The organism is Lacrimispora sp. BS-2 (genome assembly GCF_040207125.1).
In the GTDB taxonomy this organism is placed as follows: Bacteria; Bacillota; Clostridia; order Lachnospirales; family Lachnospiraceae; genus Lacrimispora.
In genome coordinates this window covers 790,493-810,028 of record NZ_CP157940.1, presented here as the reverse complement: position 1 = coordinate 810,028, position 19,536 = coordinate 790,493, and the positions used below count along the sequence as shown (strand labels likewise).

The 19,536-nt window shown below is 43.5% G+C and carries 20 protein-coding genes; 3 read left to right on the top strand and 17 right to left on the bottom strand.

The window, feature by feature from the left end; genetic code table 11:
• Window positions 1-12: 12 nt before the first annotated feature.
• Together ABFV83_RS03920 and ABFV83_RS03915 are read right to left on the bottom strand one after the other, a co-directional pair.
• Entirely contained in the window at window positions 13-288 is a 276-nt protein-coding gene (locus ABFV83_RS03920; RefSeq protein ID WP_349947636.1) for a PTS sugar transporter subunit IIB, read from the bottom strand.
• On the bottom strand, window positions 282-2,318 hold the full coding sequence (locus ABFV83_RS03915) for a PTS sugar transporter subunit IIA (protein ID WP_349947635.1): 2,037 nt from the start codon (window positions 2,316-2,318) through the stop codon (window positions 282-284). Before ABFV83_RS03915 ends, ABFV83_RS03920 begins: the two co-directional genes overlap by 7 nt.
• Window positions 2,319-2,644: 326 nt before the next feature.
• On the opposite strand from ABFV83_RS03915, the gene ABFV83_RS03910 reads away from it, so the two are divergent.
• Entirely contained in the window at window positions 2,645-3,184 is a 540-nt protein-coding gene (locus ABFV83_RS03910) for a methyltransferase domain-containing protein (protein WP_349947634.1), read from the top strand.
• A gap of 187 nt (window positions 3,185-3,371) precedes the next feature.
• Here ABFV83_RS03910 and ABFV83_RS03905 read toward each other — a convergent pair whose 3' ends face one another.
• The 5 genes from ABFV83_RS03905 to ABFV83_RS03885 all read right to left on the bottom strand — a co-directional run bounded on the left by ABFV83_RS03905 (window position 3,372) and on the right by ABFV83_RS03885 (window position 6,692).
• On the bottom strand, window positions 3,372-4,310 hold the full coding sequence (locus tag ABFV83_RS03905) for a UbiA family prenyltransferase (RefSeq protein ID WP_349947633.1): 939 nt from the start codon (window positions 4,308-4,310) through the stop codon (window positions 3,372-3,374).
• 276 nt (window positions 4,311-4,586) lie between these two features.
• Window positions 4,587-5,141 carry a ClbS/DfsB family four-helix bundle protein gene (locus ABFV83_RS03900; RefSeq protein ID WP_349947632.1) on the bottom strand — a complete coding sequence of 185 codons (555 nt, stop codon included), beginning with the start codon at window positions 5,139-5,141 and terminating at the stop codon, window positions 4,587-4,589.
• A 60-nt stretch (window positions 5,142-5,201) separates the two neighbouring features.
• Complete coding sequence (locus ABFV83_RS03895) at window positions 5,202-5,468, bottom strand: zinc ribbon domain-containing protein (protein WP_349947631.1); 267 nt, start codon at window positions 5,466-5,468, stop codon at window positions 5,202-5,204.
• A gap of 302 nt (window positions 5,469-5,770) precedes the next feature.
• Window positions 5,771-6,424 carry a class I SAM-dependent methyltransferase gene (locus tag ABFV83_RS03890; RefSeq protein ID WP_349947630.1) on the bottom strand — a complete coding sequence of 218 codons (654 nt, stop codon included), beginning with the start codon at window positions 6,422-6,424 and terminating at the stop codon, window positions 5,771-5,773.
• 121 nt (window positions 6,425-6,545) lie between these two features.
• On the bottom strand, window positions 6,546-6,692 hold the full coding sequence (locus tag ABFV83_RS03885; RefSeq protein WP_349947629.1) for a hypothetical protein: 147 nt from the start codon (window positions 6,690-6,692) through the stop codon (window positions 6,546-6,548).
• Between the two features lie 124 nt (window positions 6,693-6,816).
• Between ABFV83_RS03885 and ABFV83_RS03880 the strand changes: the two genes are divergently transcribed.
• Complete coding sequence (locus ABFV83_RS03880) at window positions 6,817-7,491, top strand: DUF5680 domain-containing protein (RefSeq protein ID WP_349947628.1); 675 nt, start codon at window positions 6,817-6,819, stop codon at window positions 7,489-7,491.
• Window positions 7,492-8,189: 698 nt separating this feature from the next.
• On the opposite strand, the gene ABFV83_RS03875 is transcribed toward ABFV83_RS03880, so the two are convergent.
• From ABFV83_RS03875 to ABFV83_RS03840, 8 genes are all read right to left on the bottom strand, one after another.
• Window positions 8,190-8,474 carry a DUF4491 family protein gene (locus ABFV83_RS03875; protein ID WP_349947627.1) on the bottom strand — a complete coding sequence of 95 codons (285 nt, stop codon included), beginning with the start codon at window positions 8,472-8,474 and terminating at the stop codon, window positions 8,190-8,192.
• The gene (locus ABFV83_RS03870; protein WP_349947626.1) at window positions 8,464-8,880 is read right to left on the bottom strand and encodes a YbaN family protein; all 417 of its coding nucleotides are present in this window, start codon (window positions 8,878-8,880) and stop codon (window positions 8,464-8,466) included. Before ABFV83_RS03870 ends, ABFV83_RS03875 begins: the two co-directional genes overlap by 11 nt.
• Before the next feature lie 247 nt (window positions 8,881-9,127).
• The gene (pta, locus tag ABFV83_RS03865) at window positions 9,128-10,105 is read right to left on the bottom strand and encodes a phosphate acetyltransferase (RefSeq protein WP_349947625.1); all 978 of its coding nucleotides are present in this window, start codon (window positions 10,103-10,105) and stop codon (window positions 9,128-9,130) included.
• A gap of 174 nt (window positions 10,106-10,279) precedes the next feature.
• Window positions 10,280-11,665 (bottom strand): HAMP domain-containing sensor histidine kinase, encoded by a 1,386-nt coding sequence (locus tag ABFV83_RS03860; protein ID WP_349947624.1) that lies wholly within the window; start codon window positions 11,663-11,665, stop codon window positions 10,280-10,282.
• Window positions 11,662-12,369, bottom strand: a complete 708-nt coding sequence (locus ABFV83_RS03855) for a response regulator transcription factor (RefSeq protein WP_349947623.1) — start codon at window positions 12,367-12,369, stop codon at window positions 11,662-11,664. Before ABFV83_RS03855 ends, ABFV83_RS03860 begins: the two co-directional genes overlap by 4 nt.
• A 159-nt stretch (window positions 12,370-12,528) precedes the next feature.
• A complete protein-coding gene (gene copZ, locus ABFV83_RS03850) occupies window positions 12,529-12,738 on the bottom strand; it encodes a copper chaperone CopZ (RefSeq protein ID WP_349947622.1) in 210 nt (69 codons plus the stop codon).
• A 24-nt stretch (window positions 12,739-12,762) separates the two neighbouring features.
• A complete protein-coding gene (locus ABFV83_RS03845; RefSeq protein WP_349947621.1) occupies window positions 12,763-13,485 on the bottom strand; it encodes a hypothetical protein in 723 nt (240 codons plus the stop codon).
• A 7-nt stretch (window positions 13,486-13,492) separates the two neighbouring features.
• Window positions 13,493-15,973: a heavy metal translocating P-type ATPase gene (locus ABFV83_RS03840; RefSeq protein WP_349947620.1), complete on the bottom strand. Its 2,481-nt coding sequence runs from the start codon at window positions 15,971-15,973 to the stop codon at window positions 13,493-13,495.
• A 230-nt stretch (window positions 15,974-16,203) separates the two neighbouring features.
• Here ABFV83_RS03840 and ABFV83_RS03835 point away from each other — a divergent pair, with 230 nt between their 5' ends.
• Entirely contained in the window at window positions 16,204-16,572 is a 369-nt protein-coding gene (locus ABFV83_RS03835) for a helix-turn-helix domain-containing protein (RefSeq protein WP_349947619.1), read from the top strand.
• Here the strand turns inward: ABFV83_RS03835 and ABFV83_RS03830 are convergent, their stop codons facing one another.
• Window positions 16,573-17,127: a DUF2318 domain-containing protein gene (locus ABFV83_RS03830; RefSeq protein ID WP_349947618.1), complete on the bottom strand. Its 555-nt coding sequence runs from the start codon at window positions 17,125-17,127 to the stop codon at window positions 16,573-16,575.
• Between the two features lie 210 nt (window positions 17,128-17,337).
• Window positions 17,338-19,215, bottom strand: a complete 1,878-nt coding sequence (locus tag ABFV83_RS03825) for a sulfite exporter TauE/SafE family protein (RefSeq protein ID WP_349947617.1) — start codon at window positions 19,213-19,215, stop codon at window positions 17,338-17,340.
• Between the last annotated feature and the right edge of the window lie 321 nt (window positions 19,216-19,536).

The window sequence follows — 19,536 nt, the reverse complement described above, 5'->3', positions numbered from 1 at the left end:
TCAGCCTTCCCATTATCTCTTGTTTATTGCTTCAAGAAGCTGTTCTTTTAAATACTGCTTATCCATCATGTTGTCGATGCGGATAATGTACGCCTTAGAATCTCTTAGAACATCTGCAAAGTCAGAAGTTGTGATTAAAATATCATAAAAATCCGGGCTGACGGAACCAATATCGGAAGCATCCACGGTTGCTTCAATCTTTTCAGCCTCAAGAATCTGCTGGGTAAACAGGCGAAGCATCATGGAACTTCCTACTCCTGCACCACATACGGTAACAATTTTTAACATAATGAATCCCCCTTTATGATCTGTAATATTTCCTCTGCGGAATCTGCACTTGTTATTTCCTTTACCTTTTTTTCGTCCATTAAAATGTCCGCAAGCTCGGTAAGCGCTTTTAAATGGGACTGATGGTCAATGGCGCAAAGGCCCACCACGATTTTAACCGGGTCGTTTTTCGGATGTCCGAATACAACGGGTTCCTTTAATGTTACAATGCTAAGGCCGATATCCAGGGCACCTTCCTCAGGTCTGGCGTGGGGCATGGCGATTCCTGGTGAGATTACGATATAGGTTCCGTTCACCTCAACATTTTTAAGCATTGCCTGGATGTAGGACTCATCTGCCAGCCCCTTGTCCACAAGGAGCCTGCCGCTTTCCTTAACGGCTTCATCCCGGCTGGCTGCCTCAAATTTTGCTTTAATTAAATCTGTGGTCAAAATTTCTTTTAACATCGGTTGATAAATTCCTTTCTTTGGTTCCGAATTTTCTGTAATTCCCAAATATATACTCAATTCATTTTTTAAAGGTGCCAGCTTTTGATCCTCAATCTCCGCATATTTGCCGATAATGTTCATTACATCAGACATATGGATCCGGGCGGTGAGAAACGATAATTGGCTCTGTATTTCCTTTATGTCATAATCCGATAAATAAGGGCTTACCTTCAGCACCTTTGTGTCCTTCCATTTAAAAGGCACCGTTGATATGATCAGGTCCGGAGTGCGCTCCTTTAACCACAGTGACGCATTTCTCACGCTGAATGTTCCCAATATATTCACATGGAAAATGGCCTGCAGCCTGCTTTTTAATATCTCAGAAGTGCTGATTCCTGCATTGCAGACAATGATGACATTGGGCGTCCTGCGGATCTGTTTTTCATTTCTTTCTATCACCGAAGCAAAAAACAATGTGAAGTAAGATATTTCATGCTCGTTAAAATGCACTTTAAGCTTTTCTTCAAGCACTTTTACCCCCTTTTCCACCGCCTTGTTAAGCTGGAAGAAATTTTCAAGAACATAGCTCAATAATGGATTTTCCGCCCATTCCCCAGCCAAAGCCCTCTTATAGGCAGGACGCAGATGATTAAGCAGTCCCTCATAAAGCTTGGAATCGCTGCGAAAAGCTTCAAAGGAGTATTCCTGTGCCACGGCGTCGATAAACTGATTCGTTACCAGATTAAAAGGCAGCCATTTTTCAGACAGCAGCTCCTCGGATTTGACTACAGATGCTTCTGCCAGTTTATTTGCCAGATAAAAGCAGTCATCCAGGGATACTTCCCTTCCGAATATTGCCTCGATTTCCTTATGCCGTTCTACAAAAGCCTTTTCTTCTCTCGTTAAAATATCCTTAGGTCCCCCGGTAAACGCTTTTCCAATAGAGATCCTTGCATAAGTGACATAAAAGGCAATCAGCATACGGTTAAATGATACATCGCTTAATTCTACATTAAGCCGTCTGGCTGCATCATCGAGAAAGGCTTCACAGGAATACAGTATCTGCATATCTTCTTTTCCTGTCCTGTCCTCAAAAAACAGCGGATCTTCACTGATTGAAATAATCAGAAGATTTCTGATGTTTTGTTCCTTTCCGGATACCCGGTACCCTTTAAAAGGTGCGGCCTCAACTGCGATGGAATGAAAGCTGAGCATTTCCCTTACTTCCTTTAAATCACCGATGAGAGTATTTCTTGAAATATCAAGCTCCTTCAAAAGGTCATCCACCGTAAACTGATCGCCGGACAAAAGGATGGACGTGGTGATCCGCAGCCGCCGTATTCTGGGATTTGATAGAACAAAGGCCGGGGTTGAGTGGATCAGGCTTTTAAATTCGATCATCAGCGGTGATCTATAAAACATCTTCCCCTTATCCGCATTGATTTCAGGATATCCGGAAGCCTCCAGTAATTCATTTAATTTTTTTATATCGCTGTAAATAGTCCTGCTGCTTACAGAAAACTGCTGTGCCAGCTCCCGTACGGTAAACTCACGGTTACTTTGGCAGACAAGACGAAATATTTCTAAAAGTCGGTTATCCATGGTTTCCTCCTTTATGTGATAAGTATAGCATTCCAATGAATCCGCAGACAAATCCAATTTGCTTCACTTATTTTGAATGGATAGGTACATGGCGGTTGGTATCAGCAATGGGAAATGAAACAGCATATGTCCGGATTCTGCCTATTATATGAATTAGTATTCGGCTTATGCAATTGAAAGATTAATATTGATAGTTAGGGGATTTTCCTGTAATATGATGGAAAATGAATTTGTCTGGCTGTTCATTATTGGATAGATATTTGAAAATAATTTATATATGGCCAAGGTCTGCTATTATGAAATACATTTAAAGAAGGGGAACGTTTATGAAAAAGATAATACTTGGAGCAGGTAATACACATTATCATGGCTGGCTTCCAACGCAAGAAAAAGATTTAAATTTATTAAATAAAAGAGATTTCGATAAATGGTTTCAATCTGAAGAAAGTGTGGATACATTTCTTGCAGAGCATGTATTTGAGCATTTAACAATTGATGAGGGCATTAAAGCGGCAGAAAACCTGTATGCATTTTTAAAGAAAGGAGGATATGCAAGAATAGCAGTTCCCGATGTGTATTTTAAAAATCAATGGTATCATGATATGTGCAAACCAGGTGGTCCTGGGCCAATAGAACATCCGGCATATACGCATAAAGTATTTTATGATTATAAGACATTAACAACTGTATTTAAAAAAGCAGGATTTGAAGTTGATTTGTTGGAATACTGTGATGAAAATGGAAGATTTCATTTTAACTATTGGAATCCCGAACAAGGAATGATAGGAAGGTCATTGCGATTTGATACAAGAAATTATAATGGTAAACTCGGAATGGTATCTATCATCATAGATGCAATAAAATAACCTGCAATTTTGCAGCACACCTTTAATTTTAAGTTAGTAATTATGAAAAAGGCTTCTAACTGCCAGTATTGACCTGGTAGTTTTTTCTTACAATTATTCTGGCAAAAAAACAATTGACCGGAGCCGCAGCTCCGGTCAGGAAATCAGAAATTTAAATAAGAAGAAAAGATTACGAGTGCAGTTCCCGTCAAATAAATAGACCACTTAAAAAGATCATTATCGTTTGCGCTCCCACAATAATGATATAATTCTGGACCGAAAGAACAAAGGTCTTTTCTTTGATATGTTCCGCTCTGAAGCGGCAGATGTTCTTATGCACAGGAATTATGGTAATCAGTGCCGGCAGACACACAGGGGACAGAATCCCAAGCGCAATAGCCGTTGCCCATGTCAAATAAGTAACATAATACAACCCGGCAAAAACATTCAGCGCATTTTTACCAAAAAAGTAAGGCAGCGTATATCGCCCTACCGTAATATCCTTTTCCAGATCGCAGATATTATTAGCCAGCATAATATTGGCAGTCGCACAGATCGGACCGGCCGAAAGCAAAAGCAGGGATAACGCAGGCGCAATATTTAGGTCGAACCGGATCGTATGCCAATCCACCATCAATGTCAGAAACGTTCCTGACGGCAGGTTCATATAAAGCATCAGAAAAGGGATAAACAGGCCATAAAACAGACCTGAAAAAATCTCTCCCAAGGGTAAACGGGAAATCGGAACCGGTCCCCAGGTATAGAACACTCCGCAGAGAAAACACAGCCCGCCTAACAGCAGCACCACCAGATCTGTGCGGTACGCCAAAGTAAGTCCCAAAGCAGTGCTCACACCGAACAACAGATAAATAATAAGCTTTGCCGTGCCTCGTGAAAAAGACAGCTTCTGACCGTTCGTTTTGGTATCAATATAATTATTGATCGCAGTTGTCGTTAAATCGAACAAAAACATGGAGCTAAAAAACAAAAGCGTACACTCCGTATTCACCGGCTGTCTGCGGTAAAATAAGTAAGCCAGGGACATGAGAAACGGAAACAGACTTGTGATCTTGGTACGTATCTCAACGAATTCAAGAAATTTTCTCGTATTAGAATGATTATTTACTACAACAGTCTTAGTTTGCATTGCAATCCTCTTTCATCTTTTTAGTTCAAATGGCAAAAATGGGGCCTTCTGCTCAATACCAAACATATTATGTCCGGATCGGGAAAACCTGCTTTTGATCATAGCTAAAATTATAATCGATCATATTATAACAATACAGAAAAAAATAGTCAAATTAATAAGCAAGATGGTTTTATATGCAATCAAAGGCTTGCCTGGTATTTCCGTGTGCGAAAATTAAAAACCTCCACAGAGCCCAATTTTTGAGCTTTGCGGAGGTTGGCGGCCGTCTGATCCTTAGGACTTTGAATTTCTTTGGGATCTGATGTGCTGTTTCATTTTCTTCATTGCCCAGTCGTAATGGCTCGAAGTCGCTGAAACGCAATAGCTGCCCAGCGTACTCGTTCCTGTCCAGGAAAAATACCTTTTTGAAAATAATTCATCATTGGAGAATGTTTCAATCAGAGCCATTACTTCGGCATGGCTTTTTTTCAGCATTTCCAGTGATTGCGAGTAGGCAGTGGTTTGGTGCTTCTCCCAAAAACCAACATTCATCTGCGGGTAGGTTTTCCAGTTGTACGGCTCCGGCAAAAACGGCTTAGGCTCTCCTAGTTTGTTGGCTTTTATCCAATTCAGCAATAACTGGTGCCACTCGTACAAGTGGATTAGCACGTCGCGTAAATTTTTATCGCGCCTCCAATGCGTCTCTTTTTGCTTTTGCAGAAAATCCTCTCCGAAATTGAACGCCGCGTTCTGTTCTTCTTTCGTCATGGAGCCTATCATTTGCCACAGTTTTTCGAATTGCGTGTTCGCCGCTGCCATAAGGTCAGGCTTTGTTGTGGGTCTGGACACGGTTTAATCCTCCTTGAAAATGGCTTGCGTGCATAGTAAACCATTCTATACACGCCGCCGTTAGTTTAGTTTCCAACGCTTGAGCCTGGGGAAAAACCCGCGCATCATTTTCCTCGCTTCGTCCGCGCTCATTCCCGAATCGGCGGCAGCCATGTGAGGAACGCAAAACTCTATCATTTCATCCATAGTGCAGTTCGCCGTAAACGCTCCATTTTCAAAACAATACTTGCAGTAATCCCCGCTCTTGCTCCTGTCTGAGTTGGTTCCGTACATCTCGTCAGTCGTGCCCATGGGCATGGCACAGCTCTGGCAGTATCTTTCTTCCATTGCCTTTGCTCCTTTCGATATTGGCGGCTATTGTCCGCTATATTTTCATTGTACCATAGGTAACATGACAACAGCATGTCATGTTTCATGAGTTTTATGAAAATTTATAGCTCCATTCAGCGAGTCCGTTGCAGGACACTCTCCATACTTTACATAGTCTGCATGGAAAGGGTATTATAAAAATTTATTAACAAATCTGCATCTTTCTTATAAGCTTTTACATATCTTAAGCCCGTAATTCTCTTCTTGCATGTTCTATTTATCGGCTTCCATTATGCCATAATCCTAATCCAAAGGAAAACTCATTTATATGCTTTCAGAATATTCGTACTATGCCAATTATTCAGAAATTCGACTTTTGAAAATCCTCCGGAGAGCAAAGCTTCTGTTTCATGCTCCCTTGTAAACGGCGTATCATAGTGATAGAATTCATCGTCACTTATTCCTAATTCTTTTTTCAGCCGGGAAAGTTCCAAAAAGCTCTTCTCTTCTTCCTCATCATTTTCCGCCATGTAGTCCGTTAAAATGAAATAGCCGCCCTCTTTTAAAGAACCATGCAGCTTTTTATAGAGCAGAATTTTCTGCTCCAAAGTGAAATGATGCAAAGATTCCACAGAAACAGCAGCGTCATATACATTTTCTCCAAACGGAACCTCAAAATATGAGCCATTGATAAGAATAAGCTGTTTGTCCGGAAATTTAGCCTTCAGAGCCTTTAACATGCCACTTGCCAAATCAATCCCTGTTATTACTGCATGTGGATTAACCTTGAAATATTCATTCAATTCCAGACCCGTTCCACAGCCCAAATCAAGCACTTTGCAGCCTTTAGTCATAGGCAGCTGCGATGCTGTATAGGGATAAAATATCTTTGCTGAATCAATACAATTAAGTTGGTGGTCCTCATATCCATCTAAACGACGATCAAAAAAATCTCCCATTTTTTCGAGTTTCATTATAGCCCCCTTTGCTTGATCAAAAATAAATAGTTCTCATAAATATACTAGCACCTAACACACGAACTATCAATATAGCTTTTCAATGTACGTTAACTCTTAACTTATTTATTCTTACTAATTATGTCATAACAGGAATAGGTATAATCCCTAAAGACTCAAAATTGAATAATAAAGCATTACTCAGCCTTTTGCTCATTTCAATTGCCAGCTTATTTTGCCGTTGATTGATAATAATTTCTCTTAGCGCCTCCTCTAATTCGTCCATATCATCTTCAAAAATAGTTCCATGAGGTTTAAGCAAATAAAAGTAGCAAAAAAGCAACCAAAAGGGGATACAAAACAACTATATAAATGTGGTAAGATAGTAAAAAACACGGAGGTGAATTTCCATGATTTTTCCAGAAAAATTGTTGCTTCTAAGAAAAAGCAAAGGCTTAACACAGGAAGAATTAGCCGAAAAAATATCCGTATCCCGTCAAGCCATAGCAAAATGGGAATCCGGCCAGGCATATCCTGATATTTCCAATCTCATCAGTATTTCAGAATTTTTTAAAACTACCATTGACCATCTGGTAAAAGACAATGATTCCTGCATTACTTCAATCGTAACTCAGGATTCCTGCAACAGCAAAGAAATAATTGATTTTCTAATTAAGGCAAAATGCAGAACTTATGCTGCAAAAGGCGCGGAATGCGCTTCTTCAAGGCCAAATTCCCATGATTTACGATATGAAGAAGGCGTTTTCTTATATTTAGACACGTATATCGGCGGCGAGTGTTTTTCCGGAGAAGAGGCTGTGTGGAAAAACAGCATTCCGATCTATGCAATGAATTACTCCGGGCGGGTAACAAACAGTCATTTTAGCGGTGATTTTTTAAAAGCAGCTTTATTGGCCGTCCCTCAGGATAAACCCTTCCGCGGTCCTGCTTTTTATCAGGAAAATGATTACTTTTATAACTGCAAGGTATGTGGAGACTTCAAATGGTATCAGGGATACGAAGAAATATACTATAAAGATTTACAGGTTTATGAGTGCTATTTCCATGGGGGAATCATTAAGTAAGATAATGAGCATCATGCCTATATCTGCAGCCTGTCGGTATAACTGCCCTCACAAATACCGAATAATGTTTTAAGATGAGAACAGCCTATAACTATATCCGATTTAGTGCAATCCTGATTTTACTTCCGGTTCATGTCAATTCCTTTTCCTATATCTCATATAATATTACTATCAACATTCGGAAAGGAAGTAAAATTATGCCCCCATTCCCACCTAATGACAGACCTCCGTCACCTCCTAATAATCGGCCCCCATCGCCTCCTAATAACAGGCCTCCATCACCTCCTGATAACAGGCCCCCAAGTGGAGGTGGTCCGGTACCTATGGGGCCTCCGCCGTCCAGTGCTCCTCAAAAGCCTGCTCAAGCACGCGCCGGAACCAAAATGGTCAGTCCTGGATCCATGAGAAACTGCATCGGACGATTTACTTATGTCTGGTTAAGCAATGGACAGGAGTTTTGGTTTTTTCCTGTCCAGATCTGGGCAAATACCGTTGCAGGGTTCCGTTGGGATCGTAGATTTGGCTGGTCATATACCGGAATTTCACTGAACAGGATCGATATGTTTACCTGCGTCTGATAATTAAGGAGAAAAAAAGAATCCCGGCAGCGGGATTCTTCTCTTTCAGCGCTGTTGTAAGCTGCCGTTTCCTCTCAGCTCAAAAAGCGATCCTTATGGGATCGTTTTTATATATCATAGTTATTTTCTCTTGGGATTTTTAGGGAACCAGCCCTTTTCTACTCTTTTCTTTTGTTCTGCAATCTCCTTTATACTCCATAAAAGTGAGAAGCCAAGTACTGCCAAAAGTGCGGACAGAATTCCTCCAGGGCAGGCAAGGGAAAAGCCGATGCACAGTGCTCCCGCAATCAGAAAAACCGGCCAGATTTTCCCGCCAAAGTAATATTCTGCTTTAATAACAACTGGATGTAATAATCCGATGATAAGGAACGTTCCAACACCGATAAAAATTCCATCATAATTCATATTTGTCACCGCCCAATCCATTTATAGTTGTTTCCGGCCTGCCGGCCTGACGCGTTTTAATAACAAAAATAAAAACATAATTATGCAAAATGAACGCTCCTATAAGAAGCAGACGTATAACCAGATTTCCGGTCAATAGAAAGGCAATAAACATCATCAGTCCTGCAGAAGCCTGAATGGTAAGCTTCTGCTTTCTTGTCAGCGACCGGTCGTATTCATAATCTTTTACGTATTTTGCATACAGGGCTGTGCCTTTAAACCAACAATTAAGTTTTTCCGAGCCTTTTGTAAAACAGAGTAAAGCCAGCAGTAAGAACGGCGTGGTAGGCAGGCCCGGCACCACCGTTCCCACGGCTCCCAGGACCATGGCCGCAATTCCAATACAAATATACATGACTTTCTTCAATTATATAAGCCTCCCTGTTCATTCCCCGTTAATGCTTACCGTAGTCCGGCTGTATTTATCATTATTTATATAATAGTATTGGGACTATGGTATGATTATTCGATTTCAATAAAAACACAGTCTTTTATGTTTTACTTAATCGTGGATATGTAAAACAGTTTTTCCGATTATAAATAACAAAAGCATCAAAATATTCCATTCTGATGCTTTTCGTTCTTCATAATATTTTCAAAATTCTAAAGCAGGCTTATATCAGAGCCGCTGTAATAATCGACATTTTATAAACCTCATCTGCATTACACCCTCTTGAAAGATCATTGATCGGAGCATTTAGTCCCTGCAGAATAGGCCCGAAAGCTTCAAAGCCTCCTAAGCGCTGTGCTATTTTATAGCCGATATTTCCGGCATCAATATTCGGGAAAATAAATGTGTTTGCATGCCCGGCGACCTGGGAGTCCGGCGCCTTTACTTTAGCCACTGTTGGGGAAAAAGCGGCATCAAACTGCAGTTCTCCTTCTACAGGGAAGTCTAAATCCATGGCTTTCAGTTTTTCAGCCGCATTGTGCACTTTATCAACGGATTCGCCTTTACCGGAACCCAGGGTGCTGTAAGAAAGCAGTGCAACAATGGGATCCATGGAAAATGTTCTAGTTGTTCTGGCTGTCTCTAATGCAATTTCCACCAGTTCGTTTTCGTCAGGATTAACATTAATGGCACAATCAGACATTGCATACATTTCATTGCCGCTTTCCGTCTGCCGGTATAGAATAAAACAGCTGGAAACAATTTTGCTGCCAGGTCTGGCTTTAATCAGCTGCAAAGCCGGTCTTACCGTATCAGCAGTGGAATAGGTGGCTCCGCCTAACAGGCAGTCTGCTTTTCCCATTTTAACCAGCATGGTACCGAAATAATTGGATTTTTCAAGGGCTGCCCGGCAGGCTGCTTCATCCATTTTGCCCTTTCTCAATTCTAACATTTTGGCTGTCATTTCTTCGGATTCCTCATAGTTAAGGGGATCAATTTTTTCAATGCCGTCTACGGGCCAGCCGTATTCTCTTGCAGCTGCTTCTATTTCACCAGGATTGCCAAGAAGGATCGGCGTAAGAACACCTTCTTTGTAAAGGCGGCTGGCTGCTTCCAGAATTCTCGGATCAGTGCCTTCGGTAAATACGATCTTTCTTTTTTGTGCTTTCAATGCGTCAACCATATTTTCGAACATATTCATTTCCTCCTCTGGTTAAATAATACATATATAATAAAGTATAAACCCAATGATATGAATAAATCAATAAAGTTTCCCTTATATCCCAAAACTTATCAATATAATCCCTCATGCCACGAATTTCTATGCAAAAGAAGGACTGCATAAAAAAACATTTAAAAAGAGGAAGCCACACATTTAGCCTTCCTTTGGAATGCTTACCGTAAAGCAGCTTCCCTGCTCCTTTACACTTTCCGCTGTTACAGTTCCGTTATGGGCGGTAACAATGGATCTGACAATGGCAAGTCCGATTCCGGCGCCTCCTGATTTCCGGTTCCTGGATTTGTCGGTCCTGTAAAACCGTTCAAAGATCAAGGGCAGCTCATTTTCAGGAATCCCGATCCCAGTATCCTTTACCTTAACAATCCCCCACCGTTCCGTTTCATATACTAAAATCCCTATGGCTCCGCCCTCTGGCGTGTATTTGACGGCATTGGAAAGCAGATTGGCGATAACCTGACTGAATCTGTTTTTATCCGCCTTAGCAAAAACCGGACTGCCCTCTATGGAAAGGGATAAATTCTTCTTGCGGATTTCTCCCTTCATCGTATCTGACACCGTGCCCACAATTTCCAGCAAATCGATCCGGGATTTATTTAAAACCAGGTTTTCACCTTCAATCTTTGCCAGCTGCCCCAAATCCTCAACCAGGGTTCCAAGGCGCTTTACCTCATCATGGCAGCTTTTCAGCCGTTCAGGAGTTGCCTCCCACAAACCTTCTATCATGGCTTCCAAATGGGAACCAAGAGCAGTCAGAGGCGTCCGCAGCTCGTGAGCCACATCTGCAGTCATCTGTTTTCGCAGCTTTTCCTGACAATTAAGTGCATCAGAAAGATGATTGATTGCATCAGCAAGATCATCAAGCTCCCGTATCCTTGTTCCAGGCTCGAACCGGATGTTATAATTGCCCTTTGATATCTGTTTGGCGATATAGGCCGTTTTTGTGACAGGACGGGATATCCTGCGGGCAAGGAGACAGCCTACTGCCACCGAACAGGCGCTGGATAAGATTCCGATGACCAGAAGTACTGTATTCATGACATTGATGAAGTTAAAATCAGCTTCGTTCATAAAAAACGGGCCGTAATACTTAATGGAAACAGTTCCTGCCTTTTTCCCATTCTGATCAATCTCATAGGTGTTGTCCACAAAGCCGCCCTCAGCGCCCCTCTCTTCCATTCGCGCTGAAATTTCATCCATAATCTGTCCGCAAAGGCTCATGTCATGGTTTTCCGCATCCCATACCATATTTCCCCCTGCGTCATACAGCTTCAAAATATATCCGTCATACAGAGAATTCATGCCGATGGCATGAACATAGTCAAGCTTCCAGTTCCGTTTGAACCCATCGTACTGCCTGCTTAAATCATCTACGATATTTTCCCTGCGCTCCCGTCCAAGTTCGGTGATATACTTCTCAAACTCCCGGTTTATAAACCAGTTGGAAAGAAGGCCAATAAGCCCAATGGTAATCAGAAGCGTCAGTAAAATTGAAAGAGAAAGCTGTTTTCTTAAGCTCTTCACTCTCCATCCCCTCCGAATTTATATCCCAGTCCCGGTATGGTCCGCACATACACCGGTTTTTTTGGATCATCCTCAACCTTTTTCCTGATATTTTTAATGTGGCTGTCTATTGCCCTGTCATATCCGGCAAAGCCCTTGTCCAGAGCTGCCTCAATAAGCTCCTCCCGGGTAAAGACTTTTCCAGGGTATTTGATGAGCACCGACAGGATTTTTAATTCGCTGGGCGTCAGGGCCAGGCTGTTTCCCTTTTTTCGAACTTCATTCTTCTCAAAGTCAATCACCAGATCCCCGTTTCTCCAGGAATTCCTCTTAACAAGAGGTACCAAGTCCCTTTCTGCCCTGCGGAGAACAGCCTCAACCCTGGCATACAGTTCTTTTAAACCAAAGGGCTTTACAACGTAATCATCTGCCCCAAGACCCAGCCCTTCCACCACATCGCTTTCATCCACCTTGGCAGTCAGCATGATGATGGGAACCCGGGATTTCTTTCGGATGGCAATGCACACCTCTTCTCCTGAAATATCCGGCATCATAAGATCCAGAATGACAAGAGAAATATTTTCCGAATCAAATATCTCCAGGGCCTTCCTTCCGTTTTCGGCAGGGAATGTGCAAAATCCCTTGCTTTCCAAAAGCAGGCAGACAACCTCCACTATTTTAGGTTCATCATCCACGACCAGTACATTTTTGCTGCTTTTAAGCATTTTAGCACCTCAATCCGTTGTATCATGAACCTGCGGTTCATGATACACATTCAGCCTTCGCGCCGATGAGCAAATTCATCTTCGCTCCCTAACGCCATTATAAATTAAAACGCGAAAGGCGGGAACCGTCCATTGTGCGGTTCCCGTCCTCTCTATTTGTTATTCCATGATATCATATCCCTGGTCTTCAATCTCAGATTTGATTGTCTGGAGGGATGCCTGATCCTGATCATGATCCACGGTTACGGTATTTGCCGCCAGATCCACGGATACACCGGATACACCGGCTAAAGCTCCTACCGCATTTGTAATCGCCTTTACACAGTGTTCACATGCCATACCATCTACCTTTATTACTGATTTTGCCATTTGAGTTACCTCCGTTATGATTGATTATTTTAAATTAAAGGGCTTTAAAAATTTATAGACCTCTAAAGTCTTTCCGCCTTCCATTACAGTAACCGGCGCATATACCCAGCCTTCCGCTTTCTCCGGATCAACACCGGCTGCAATGAGAGGTTCGGGATTCAATACAAAGACAATGTCCTTATCCTGATTTTGGTGGTTAATTGTATTTGTTTCCATATCTTTTGCCCATTCAAACATGTTGCCGTCTCCCAGCTTTACCCCGTAGTGGTCAAGGTCCATGTGGTAGTTGATAAAGCTGCGGTGCTTATTTACGATCTGCTCATAGGCTGCAAGAGGCGTTACATCTCCCTTATAAACCGGCTTTTCCGTTCCCAGCTTGGTTCCTACCATCAGCATTCCGTCATAGGCCGCGTAGTTATCCGGCAGCTTATTAACATCAAGTCCTGCGCTCACAAACGGGGCCGCATCAAGCTCCAGCATGGCGTCATGCAAAGGGCTCTGGCTGTAATCTTCGCTCCAGATAAATCGTATACTGTTATCAGGGGCATTTAAGGACCAGCCTCCATTGATTTCATCCGCTTTCACATTGTCAGGGATCGTATTTAAAACTGCTTCAAAAGATGTAATGGATTGTTTTCCGACTACATCCAGATTTCCTCCAGCTGTCCGTACAACCGCTATAACGATTGCTCCCACCAATACTACGGTCGCTCCCACTGCTGCAATTAATTTTCCATTTCTATTCATACCCGGTTCACCTCATTCCTGTGGTTGGTTTAAATCGTTTCAGCCGCAATGCATTGGTCAGCACGGAAACTGAGCTTAAACTCATGGCTGCTGCCGCAAAAATCGGGTTAAGAAGCGGCCCGTTAAAGAGCAGATGCAAAAGCCCTGCAGCGATGGGGATTCCGATCACATTATAACCAAAGGCCCAGAAAAGGTTTTGCTTGATGTTTCGGATGGTCTGCTTACTTAAGTTGATTGCCGTTGGCACATCCATTAAATCAGAACGCATGAGAACAATATCAGCGGATTCCATGGCTACGTCCGTACCGGAACCGATTGCAATACCGATATCAGCCTGGGCAAGAGCCGGAGCATCATTGATCCCGTCACCAACCATGGCTACCTTGCGGCCTTCGGCCTGGAGCTTCCTGACCTCATCGGATTTATCCTGAGGAAGCACCTCAGACAGAACCCGGTCGATTCCTACCTGTTTTGCAATAGCCTCTGCAGTTCTCTTATTGTCTCCGGTAATCATGGCTACTTCTATGCCCATCTTATGGAGCTGTTCAATAGCCGCCCTGCTGGATTCCTTTACAACGTCCGCAACGGCTACAATACCCGCCAGCTTGCCGTTAATGGCCACATACATAGGAGTTTTTCCTTCTCCGGCCAGCCGGTCCGATGCTTCCTCCATTCCTGTTAAGGAAATGCTGCGTTCAACCATAAGCTTCCGGTTTCCGGCAAGGATATCTTCTCCGCCTATCTTCGCTTCTATCCCCCGTCCGGTTAAGGACTCAAAATGCTCTGCTGCCAATAAGGTAAGTCCGGCATCTTCCGCACCGTGGACAATTGCCTGACCCAGAGGGTGCTCAGAGCCTTTTTCCGCAGAAGCCGTAAGCTGCAGCAGCAGCTCTTTGGTAAGCCCTTCTATGGTCAGAACATCGGTCACCGTTGGTTTCCCTTCGGTAATGGTACCTGTTTTATCAAATACAATGGTGCTGATCTTATGGGCTGTCTCAAGAGCTTCTCCGCCCTTGATTAAAATACCGTTTTCCGCACCCTTTCCGGTTCCCACCATAATGGCAGTAGGTGTTGCAAGACCTAAAGCACAGGGGCAGGCGATAACAAGAACTGAAATGAATATGGTAAGGGCAAACTTTAAGTCTCCGGAGGTGCCGATATACCAGGCAATACCGGAAAGCAGGGCGATCACACAAACGACCGGAACAAAGTATCCGGAAACAATGTCAGCCATCTGGGCTATAGGCGCCTTTGAACCCTGGGCGTCCTCCACCAGCTTGATAATCTGAGCCAGGGCAGTATCGCTGCCGATCTTTTCCGCTCTGAAACGGATGGTTCCCGTTGTATTTAAGGAAGCAGCATAGACCTGATCCCCTTCTTTTTTATCCACCGGCATGCTTTCACCGGTCAGCATGGATTCATCAATGGCAGTGTGGCCGCCTAACACAGTCCCGTCTACAGGAATCTTTTCGCCGGGCTTTACTAAAATCATATCACCGATTTCCACTTCGTCAATAGGAATTTCCTTTTCCACACCGTCTTCAAGAATGATGGCTGTCTTGGGCGCAAGGCCCATCAGCTTTTTGATGGCTTCACTGGTTCTGCCCTTTGAAACAGCTTCCAGAGATTTTCCCAGCAGGATAAGGGTGATAATGACTCCCGCCGATTCAAAATACAGGGAATCCACTGCCATAAAATGTCCTTCTGCAATCTGGAACGTGTTGTAGATGCTGTAAAGAACAGCAGCGGTAGTTCCTATGGCAATCAGGGAATCCATGTTTGGACTTCTCTGAAACAGGGCTTTAAAACCAATGGTATAGAATTTATAGCCAACACCTATGACCGGAGCCACCAGAAGAAGTTCCACCAGAGCATAGGTCAGGGGGTACTCCATGGGGGCGATCCCTGCCGGGAAGGGCAGCTGTATGATATTGATCATGGGCGCCATGGCAATGTAGAGAAGGGGAACAGAGAACACCGCAGACACGATGAACTTCGCCCAAAGGGTCTTGATCTCCCGCTGCTTGCGGGCTCTGTCCTCATCCGCTGAATCTGCCTTGTTCACTTCCAGGGCCTTATAGCCTGCCTTTTCAATGGCTGCCTTTATGGCTGACATTCTGATCTTCTGGGGATCATAGGTAACTGTAGCTTTTTCCGTTGCAAAATTCACCGCTGTGCTTACCACGCCATCCAGCTTCCCAACGACTTTTTCTATACGCTTGGCACAGGCCGCGCAGGTCATTCCGCCGATGGGTATGGTCACTTTGGCATCGTCGGATTTTTCCACCACCTCATATCCGATTTTAGATACTGCTGCCTTAATAGCGGAAAGCTCAAGAGCACTGCTGTCATATTCTACAAAAAGCTTTTCACTGGCCAGATTTACATTAGCCTGGCTGATACCGGAAAGCTTCCGCACTGTTTTTTCAATTCTCTGCGCACAGGCTGCACAGGTCATTCCTCTTATATTTAAAATCTGACTTTCCATTCTTATTCACCTCACTATTTATTTACTGCCTCTTCCTTCAGGCGTCCCCTCCGGCATTGGCAAAGATCACTGTAATACTAATTTTTCCATGGCCTCCAAAAATATGCTATCCTGTTATCTTGTATTTTTCGAGCACTCATGTTATTATTATGGCACTAATTGTGAAATTTGCAAGTATGCACTTTTTTGTGTTATAGTACCCAAAACGATACTAAGGGAGGAGACCTTAAATGAAAAATGGCTGCACAACTTATCATTGCCCGGTAGATGCCACATTGGATATGATCGGAGGGAAATACAAAGCCCTCATCTTATGGCACTTAATTAACAATACCCTTCGGTTTGGAGAGCTTCGCAAGCTCATCCCCCAGGCAACACCAAAAATGCTCACCCAGCAGCTTCGGGAACTGGAGGAAGATCAGCTGATCATCCGTACCGTATATCCGGTAGTGCCGCCAAAGGTGGAGTATGCACTTTCAGATCTGGGAAACAGTATCCGTCCCATTCTGGAGACCATGTATGATTGGGGAGCAGATTACTTAAGGCAGAATGGCCTTACTGTAAGCTGCTCCATGAAATTCCCTACAAAAGATATTTAATTAATAAGAAGCTTTCCAGTTGGCAAATATCTCCTTGGATTCCTTAAGGAAATCATAAGAGATCGTGATGGACTCGTCTGTCACGGTCTTTTCCTTGTCAAAAATAGGCCAGGGATTGCATCCGCCTGCCTCCACTTCTACCCGGTCCATAGGAAAACGGTTCCTGCAGTTCTGGCACACAAGAACATCTCCTTCCTGCTTATAGTATCCTCTTCCTGAATCATAGCATACCTGGCAGGTGTTAAATGCTGTCCGGATGGTTCCATCCGGAGCCTTGACTGCAACGACCTCCATCTGGGTGCCGTCTACATCAACTGAATAAAATTGTGCCGTACTTGAAATATCCTTTACAGGAATTACAAGTGCCTCTCCATTCCCTGCCTTTTGGGTACTTTCTGCCGCTGCCCTGGCTGGTTCTGATTCTTCCGCCTTTTCCCTGGAAGAGCATGCGGTAAGGGCCGCTGCAGCGATCATCAGCACTGCCAGCCTCATTGGAAGCCCGCTGCGCTGCTTTCCGTTTTTCTTTTCATATCCATTCTGAAATTTCTGTAACACTAAAATACACCTCCTGAATTTATACTTTCTTAATCCTTTTTCTGTTTGTCTCTCATAAAAAACATTGCTAAGATAATACCAAAAACCGGAAGTATGCAGTGCCAGTGACTTAATAACAAACTCATCAATCAGTTCTCCTTTTCTCACGTTAAGCGGATATTTGCAATTCGCGACCCTACTTGGATTCGATTAAACAGACAAATTCCCAATTTATCCGCAGCAGGAACCGCCTGCTCCCTGGAAGGTATCTTCGGGCCAGATAAGGGTCTTAAAGCTGCTTATTTCTTTCTTAATGGCATCCATATCTAAGTTATTTAAATCATCCACAATCTTGATATACCCATAAAATGCATTGTCCCCGGTGGAAAAATCAAAGCTTCCTGCGGGTGTGAAATAAAAGCTGTTTTCCCCCTGGTCAAGAGGAAGCTGGGTTGCAAAATCCGGAACAAGAAGCTGGGTTCCATAGGTGGAATCAGAAGTATTGTCAATGATATTCCATTCCACATCCACACCGGATTTCACCACTGCCGCTGCCGGCTTAAAGCCGTCGTCCGTAAGCTCCATGTTAATTCTCTGAATGCTGTTTCCGTATTCATCCACAGCGTCTTCCGCTATGGCAATCTCATCCGTTGGAATCCTATAGCCGGCTGCTGCCGGTTCCTCCGGTGCATATTCTTTTAATACGCCTTCCCCATCAGAATCTGTGCCATTCCTTGCATCTCCTTCTTCTGTCACATAGATGGACCCACGGATCATTCCCATCCAGCAGCTGTATGAAATCTTCCCTGTTTTTTCAGGGGTGAATTCAATGACGTTTTCTCCGGTCTTAAAGGCATATTCAATGCCAAGATCCCGGATGATCATCCGGTTGTTGCAGCCGTTTATGCTTCCCTTTGGCGCATCAATGATCCATTTTACCGGAATCCCTTTCTGGACATTGATGTTTGGATACCTTCCGGGAGAAAGAGTACTGTTTATGATCTGTACTCCGTCTTCTATTTTTGTATCATTCTTTTTCTCCTGCTCTCCGGCTGCATAGGCGTTGTTTCCTGCTTTATAGAATAAGTCAGGCGCCTGGAATCCCGACAGGCTCATTCCCTGGGAAAACATGGACATTCCAAGTACCACAACCAGCACCGCTCCCACTGTCATGACCTTGCTGGTAAACCTTTTCCCCAGTGCTGAGGAAAGGGCACCAAGTCCGAACATAAGAGGTACGGTACCAAGGCTGAACAGGAACATGGACAGGGCGCCGGAAAAGGGGTTTCCGGTCGACAATGCATAGATCTGCATTGCCTGTAAGGGACCGCATGGCATGAGTCCGTTTAACAGGCCAACGATCAGGGGACTGCTGCTTTTTGATTTTTCCTTGTCAATTTTTCTCGCAAAAATTTGGGGCATTCTCGGGTTCAGCCTGCGAAGCCACGGAAAAATCCCCAGCATGTTTATGCCCATAATGACCATGAACACTCCGGCAGCCAGCTTCAAAACACCTTGAAGGGTATTAGAGAATGTAACCACCGAGCCCAGGGCTCCCACCAGGAAACCTACTGCGGTGTAAGAGATCACCCGTCCCAGATTATAAAGAAAGGTAGGCCGGAATGTAGAAAAACGGCTTTTTTCTGAAACAGCATCTCCGCTTCCTGGAATGCACTGGGACAGATTGATGCCGCCGCACATTGCCACGCAATGAACAGAGGTAACAACGCCGATGACAAACAGCATTCCATAGCCCATCTTTTCGTCTGCCAGCTGGCTGGGCACAAGCAGATTTAAAAGCCCGGACTGCTGGATCAGCATGTACAGGGAAGCAATGATGATCAGAATTCCTATGGCCCGGCTGGTATCCGGTTTCTGCTGTTCATGCTCTGTTAATACCTGGTAATCCAGACTCTCAATAATCCCTACAATGCTTTTGTAGGAAATGATATCTGTATCAAAGGTAATGACAGCAGTTCCGGCGCTGTAGCTTACCTCCACTTTTTCGATTCCAGCCGTATTACGCAGTTTTTTTTCAATTTTATTTTGACAGCTTATGCAGGTCATCCCGCCGATCCGTATCTTTTTAGTTCTTATAGCAGATCCCATCGTCTGTCCTCCTTTTTAATTTCTGGAATAAAGAATAACAGAGCGATTTGTAGAAGTTGTGTAGATGAGACTTTTTTACAAATAAAATCCGTCTAAAATTCTCAGGTACCTTTCCAGCGATTAAGAAGACGGCCGGAAAAGATTTGTAACAAGGAGTATCATTAAAAAAACACGTGTATATCCTTCTTTCAAATGATATACACGTGTTAATTATGTATTAAAAATCAATCTCCTGATCAAGCCCATTCGATATACCGGCTCGTCAGGCCGGTATGTCTTTTAGCATTCGTTTTAAGTCTTTGCTCTTACCTGTATAATAGC

Coding starts and splice junctions, on each gene's coding strand:
- ABFV83_RS03885 (WP_349947629.1), bottom strand. CDS start 6,692: ATGGACGAATTAGAGGAGGCGCTAAGAGAAATTATTATCAATCAACGG.
- ABFV83_RS03920 (WP_349947636.1), bottom strand. CDS start 288: ATGTTAAAAATTGTTACCGTATGTGGTGCAGGAGTAGGAAGTTCCATG.
- ABFV83_RS03910 (WP_349947634.1), top strand. CDS start 2,645: ATGAAAAAGATAATACTTGGAGCAGGTAATACACATTATCATGGCTGG.
- ABFV83_RS03875 (WP_349947627.1), bottom strand. CDS start 8,474: ATGAATTATGATGGAATTTTTATCGGTGTTGGAACGTTCCTTATCATC.
- ABFV83_RS03890 (WP_349947630.1), bottom strand. CDS start 6,424: ATGAAACTCGAAAAAATGGGAGATTTTTTTGATCGTCGTTTAGATGGA.
- ABFV83_RS03840 (WP_349947620.1), bottom strand. CDS start 15,973: ATGGAAAGTCAGATTTTAAATATAAGAGGAATGACCTGTGCAGCCTGT.
- ABFV83_RS03905 (WP_349947633.1), bottom strand. CDS start 4,310: ATGCAAACTAAGACTGTTGTAGTAAATAATCATTCTAATACGAGAAAA.
- ABFV83_RS03845 (WP_349947621.1), bottom strand. CDS start 13,485: ATGAATAGAAATGGAAAATTAATTGCAGCAGTGGGAGCGACCGTAGTA.
- pta (WP_349947625.1), bottom strand. CDS start 10,105: ATGAATATGTTCGAAAATATGGTTGACGCATTGAAAGCACAAAAAAGA.
- ABFV83_RS03835 (WP_349947619.1), top strand. CDS start 16,204: ATGAAAAATGGCTGCACAACTTATCATTGCCCGGTAGATGCCACATTG.
- ABFV83_RS03855 (WP_349947623.1), bottom strand. CDS start 12,369: ATGCTTAAAAGCAGCAAAAATGTACTGGTCGTGGATGATGAACCTAAA.
- ABFV83_RS03915 (WP_349947635.1), bottom strand. CDS start 2,318: ATGGATAACCGACTTTTAGAAATATTTCGTCTTGTCTGCCAAAGTAAC.
- ABFV83_RS03825 (WP_349947617.1), bottom strand. CDS start 19,215: ATGGGATCTGCTATAAGAACTAAAAAGATACGGATCGGCGGGATGACC.
- copZ (WP_349947622.1), bottom strand. CDS start 12,738: ATGGCAAAATCAGTAATAAAGGTAGATGGTATGGCATGTGAACACTGT.
- ABFV83_RS03895 (WP_349947631.1), bottom strand. CDS start 5,468: ATGGAAGAAAGATACTGCCAGAGCTGTGCCATGCCCATGGGCACGACT.
- ABFV83_RS03880 (WP_349947628.1), top strand. CDS start 6,817: ATGATTTTTCCAGAAAAATTGTTGCTTCTAAGAAAAAGCAAAGGCTTA.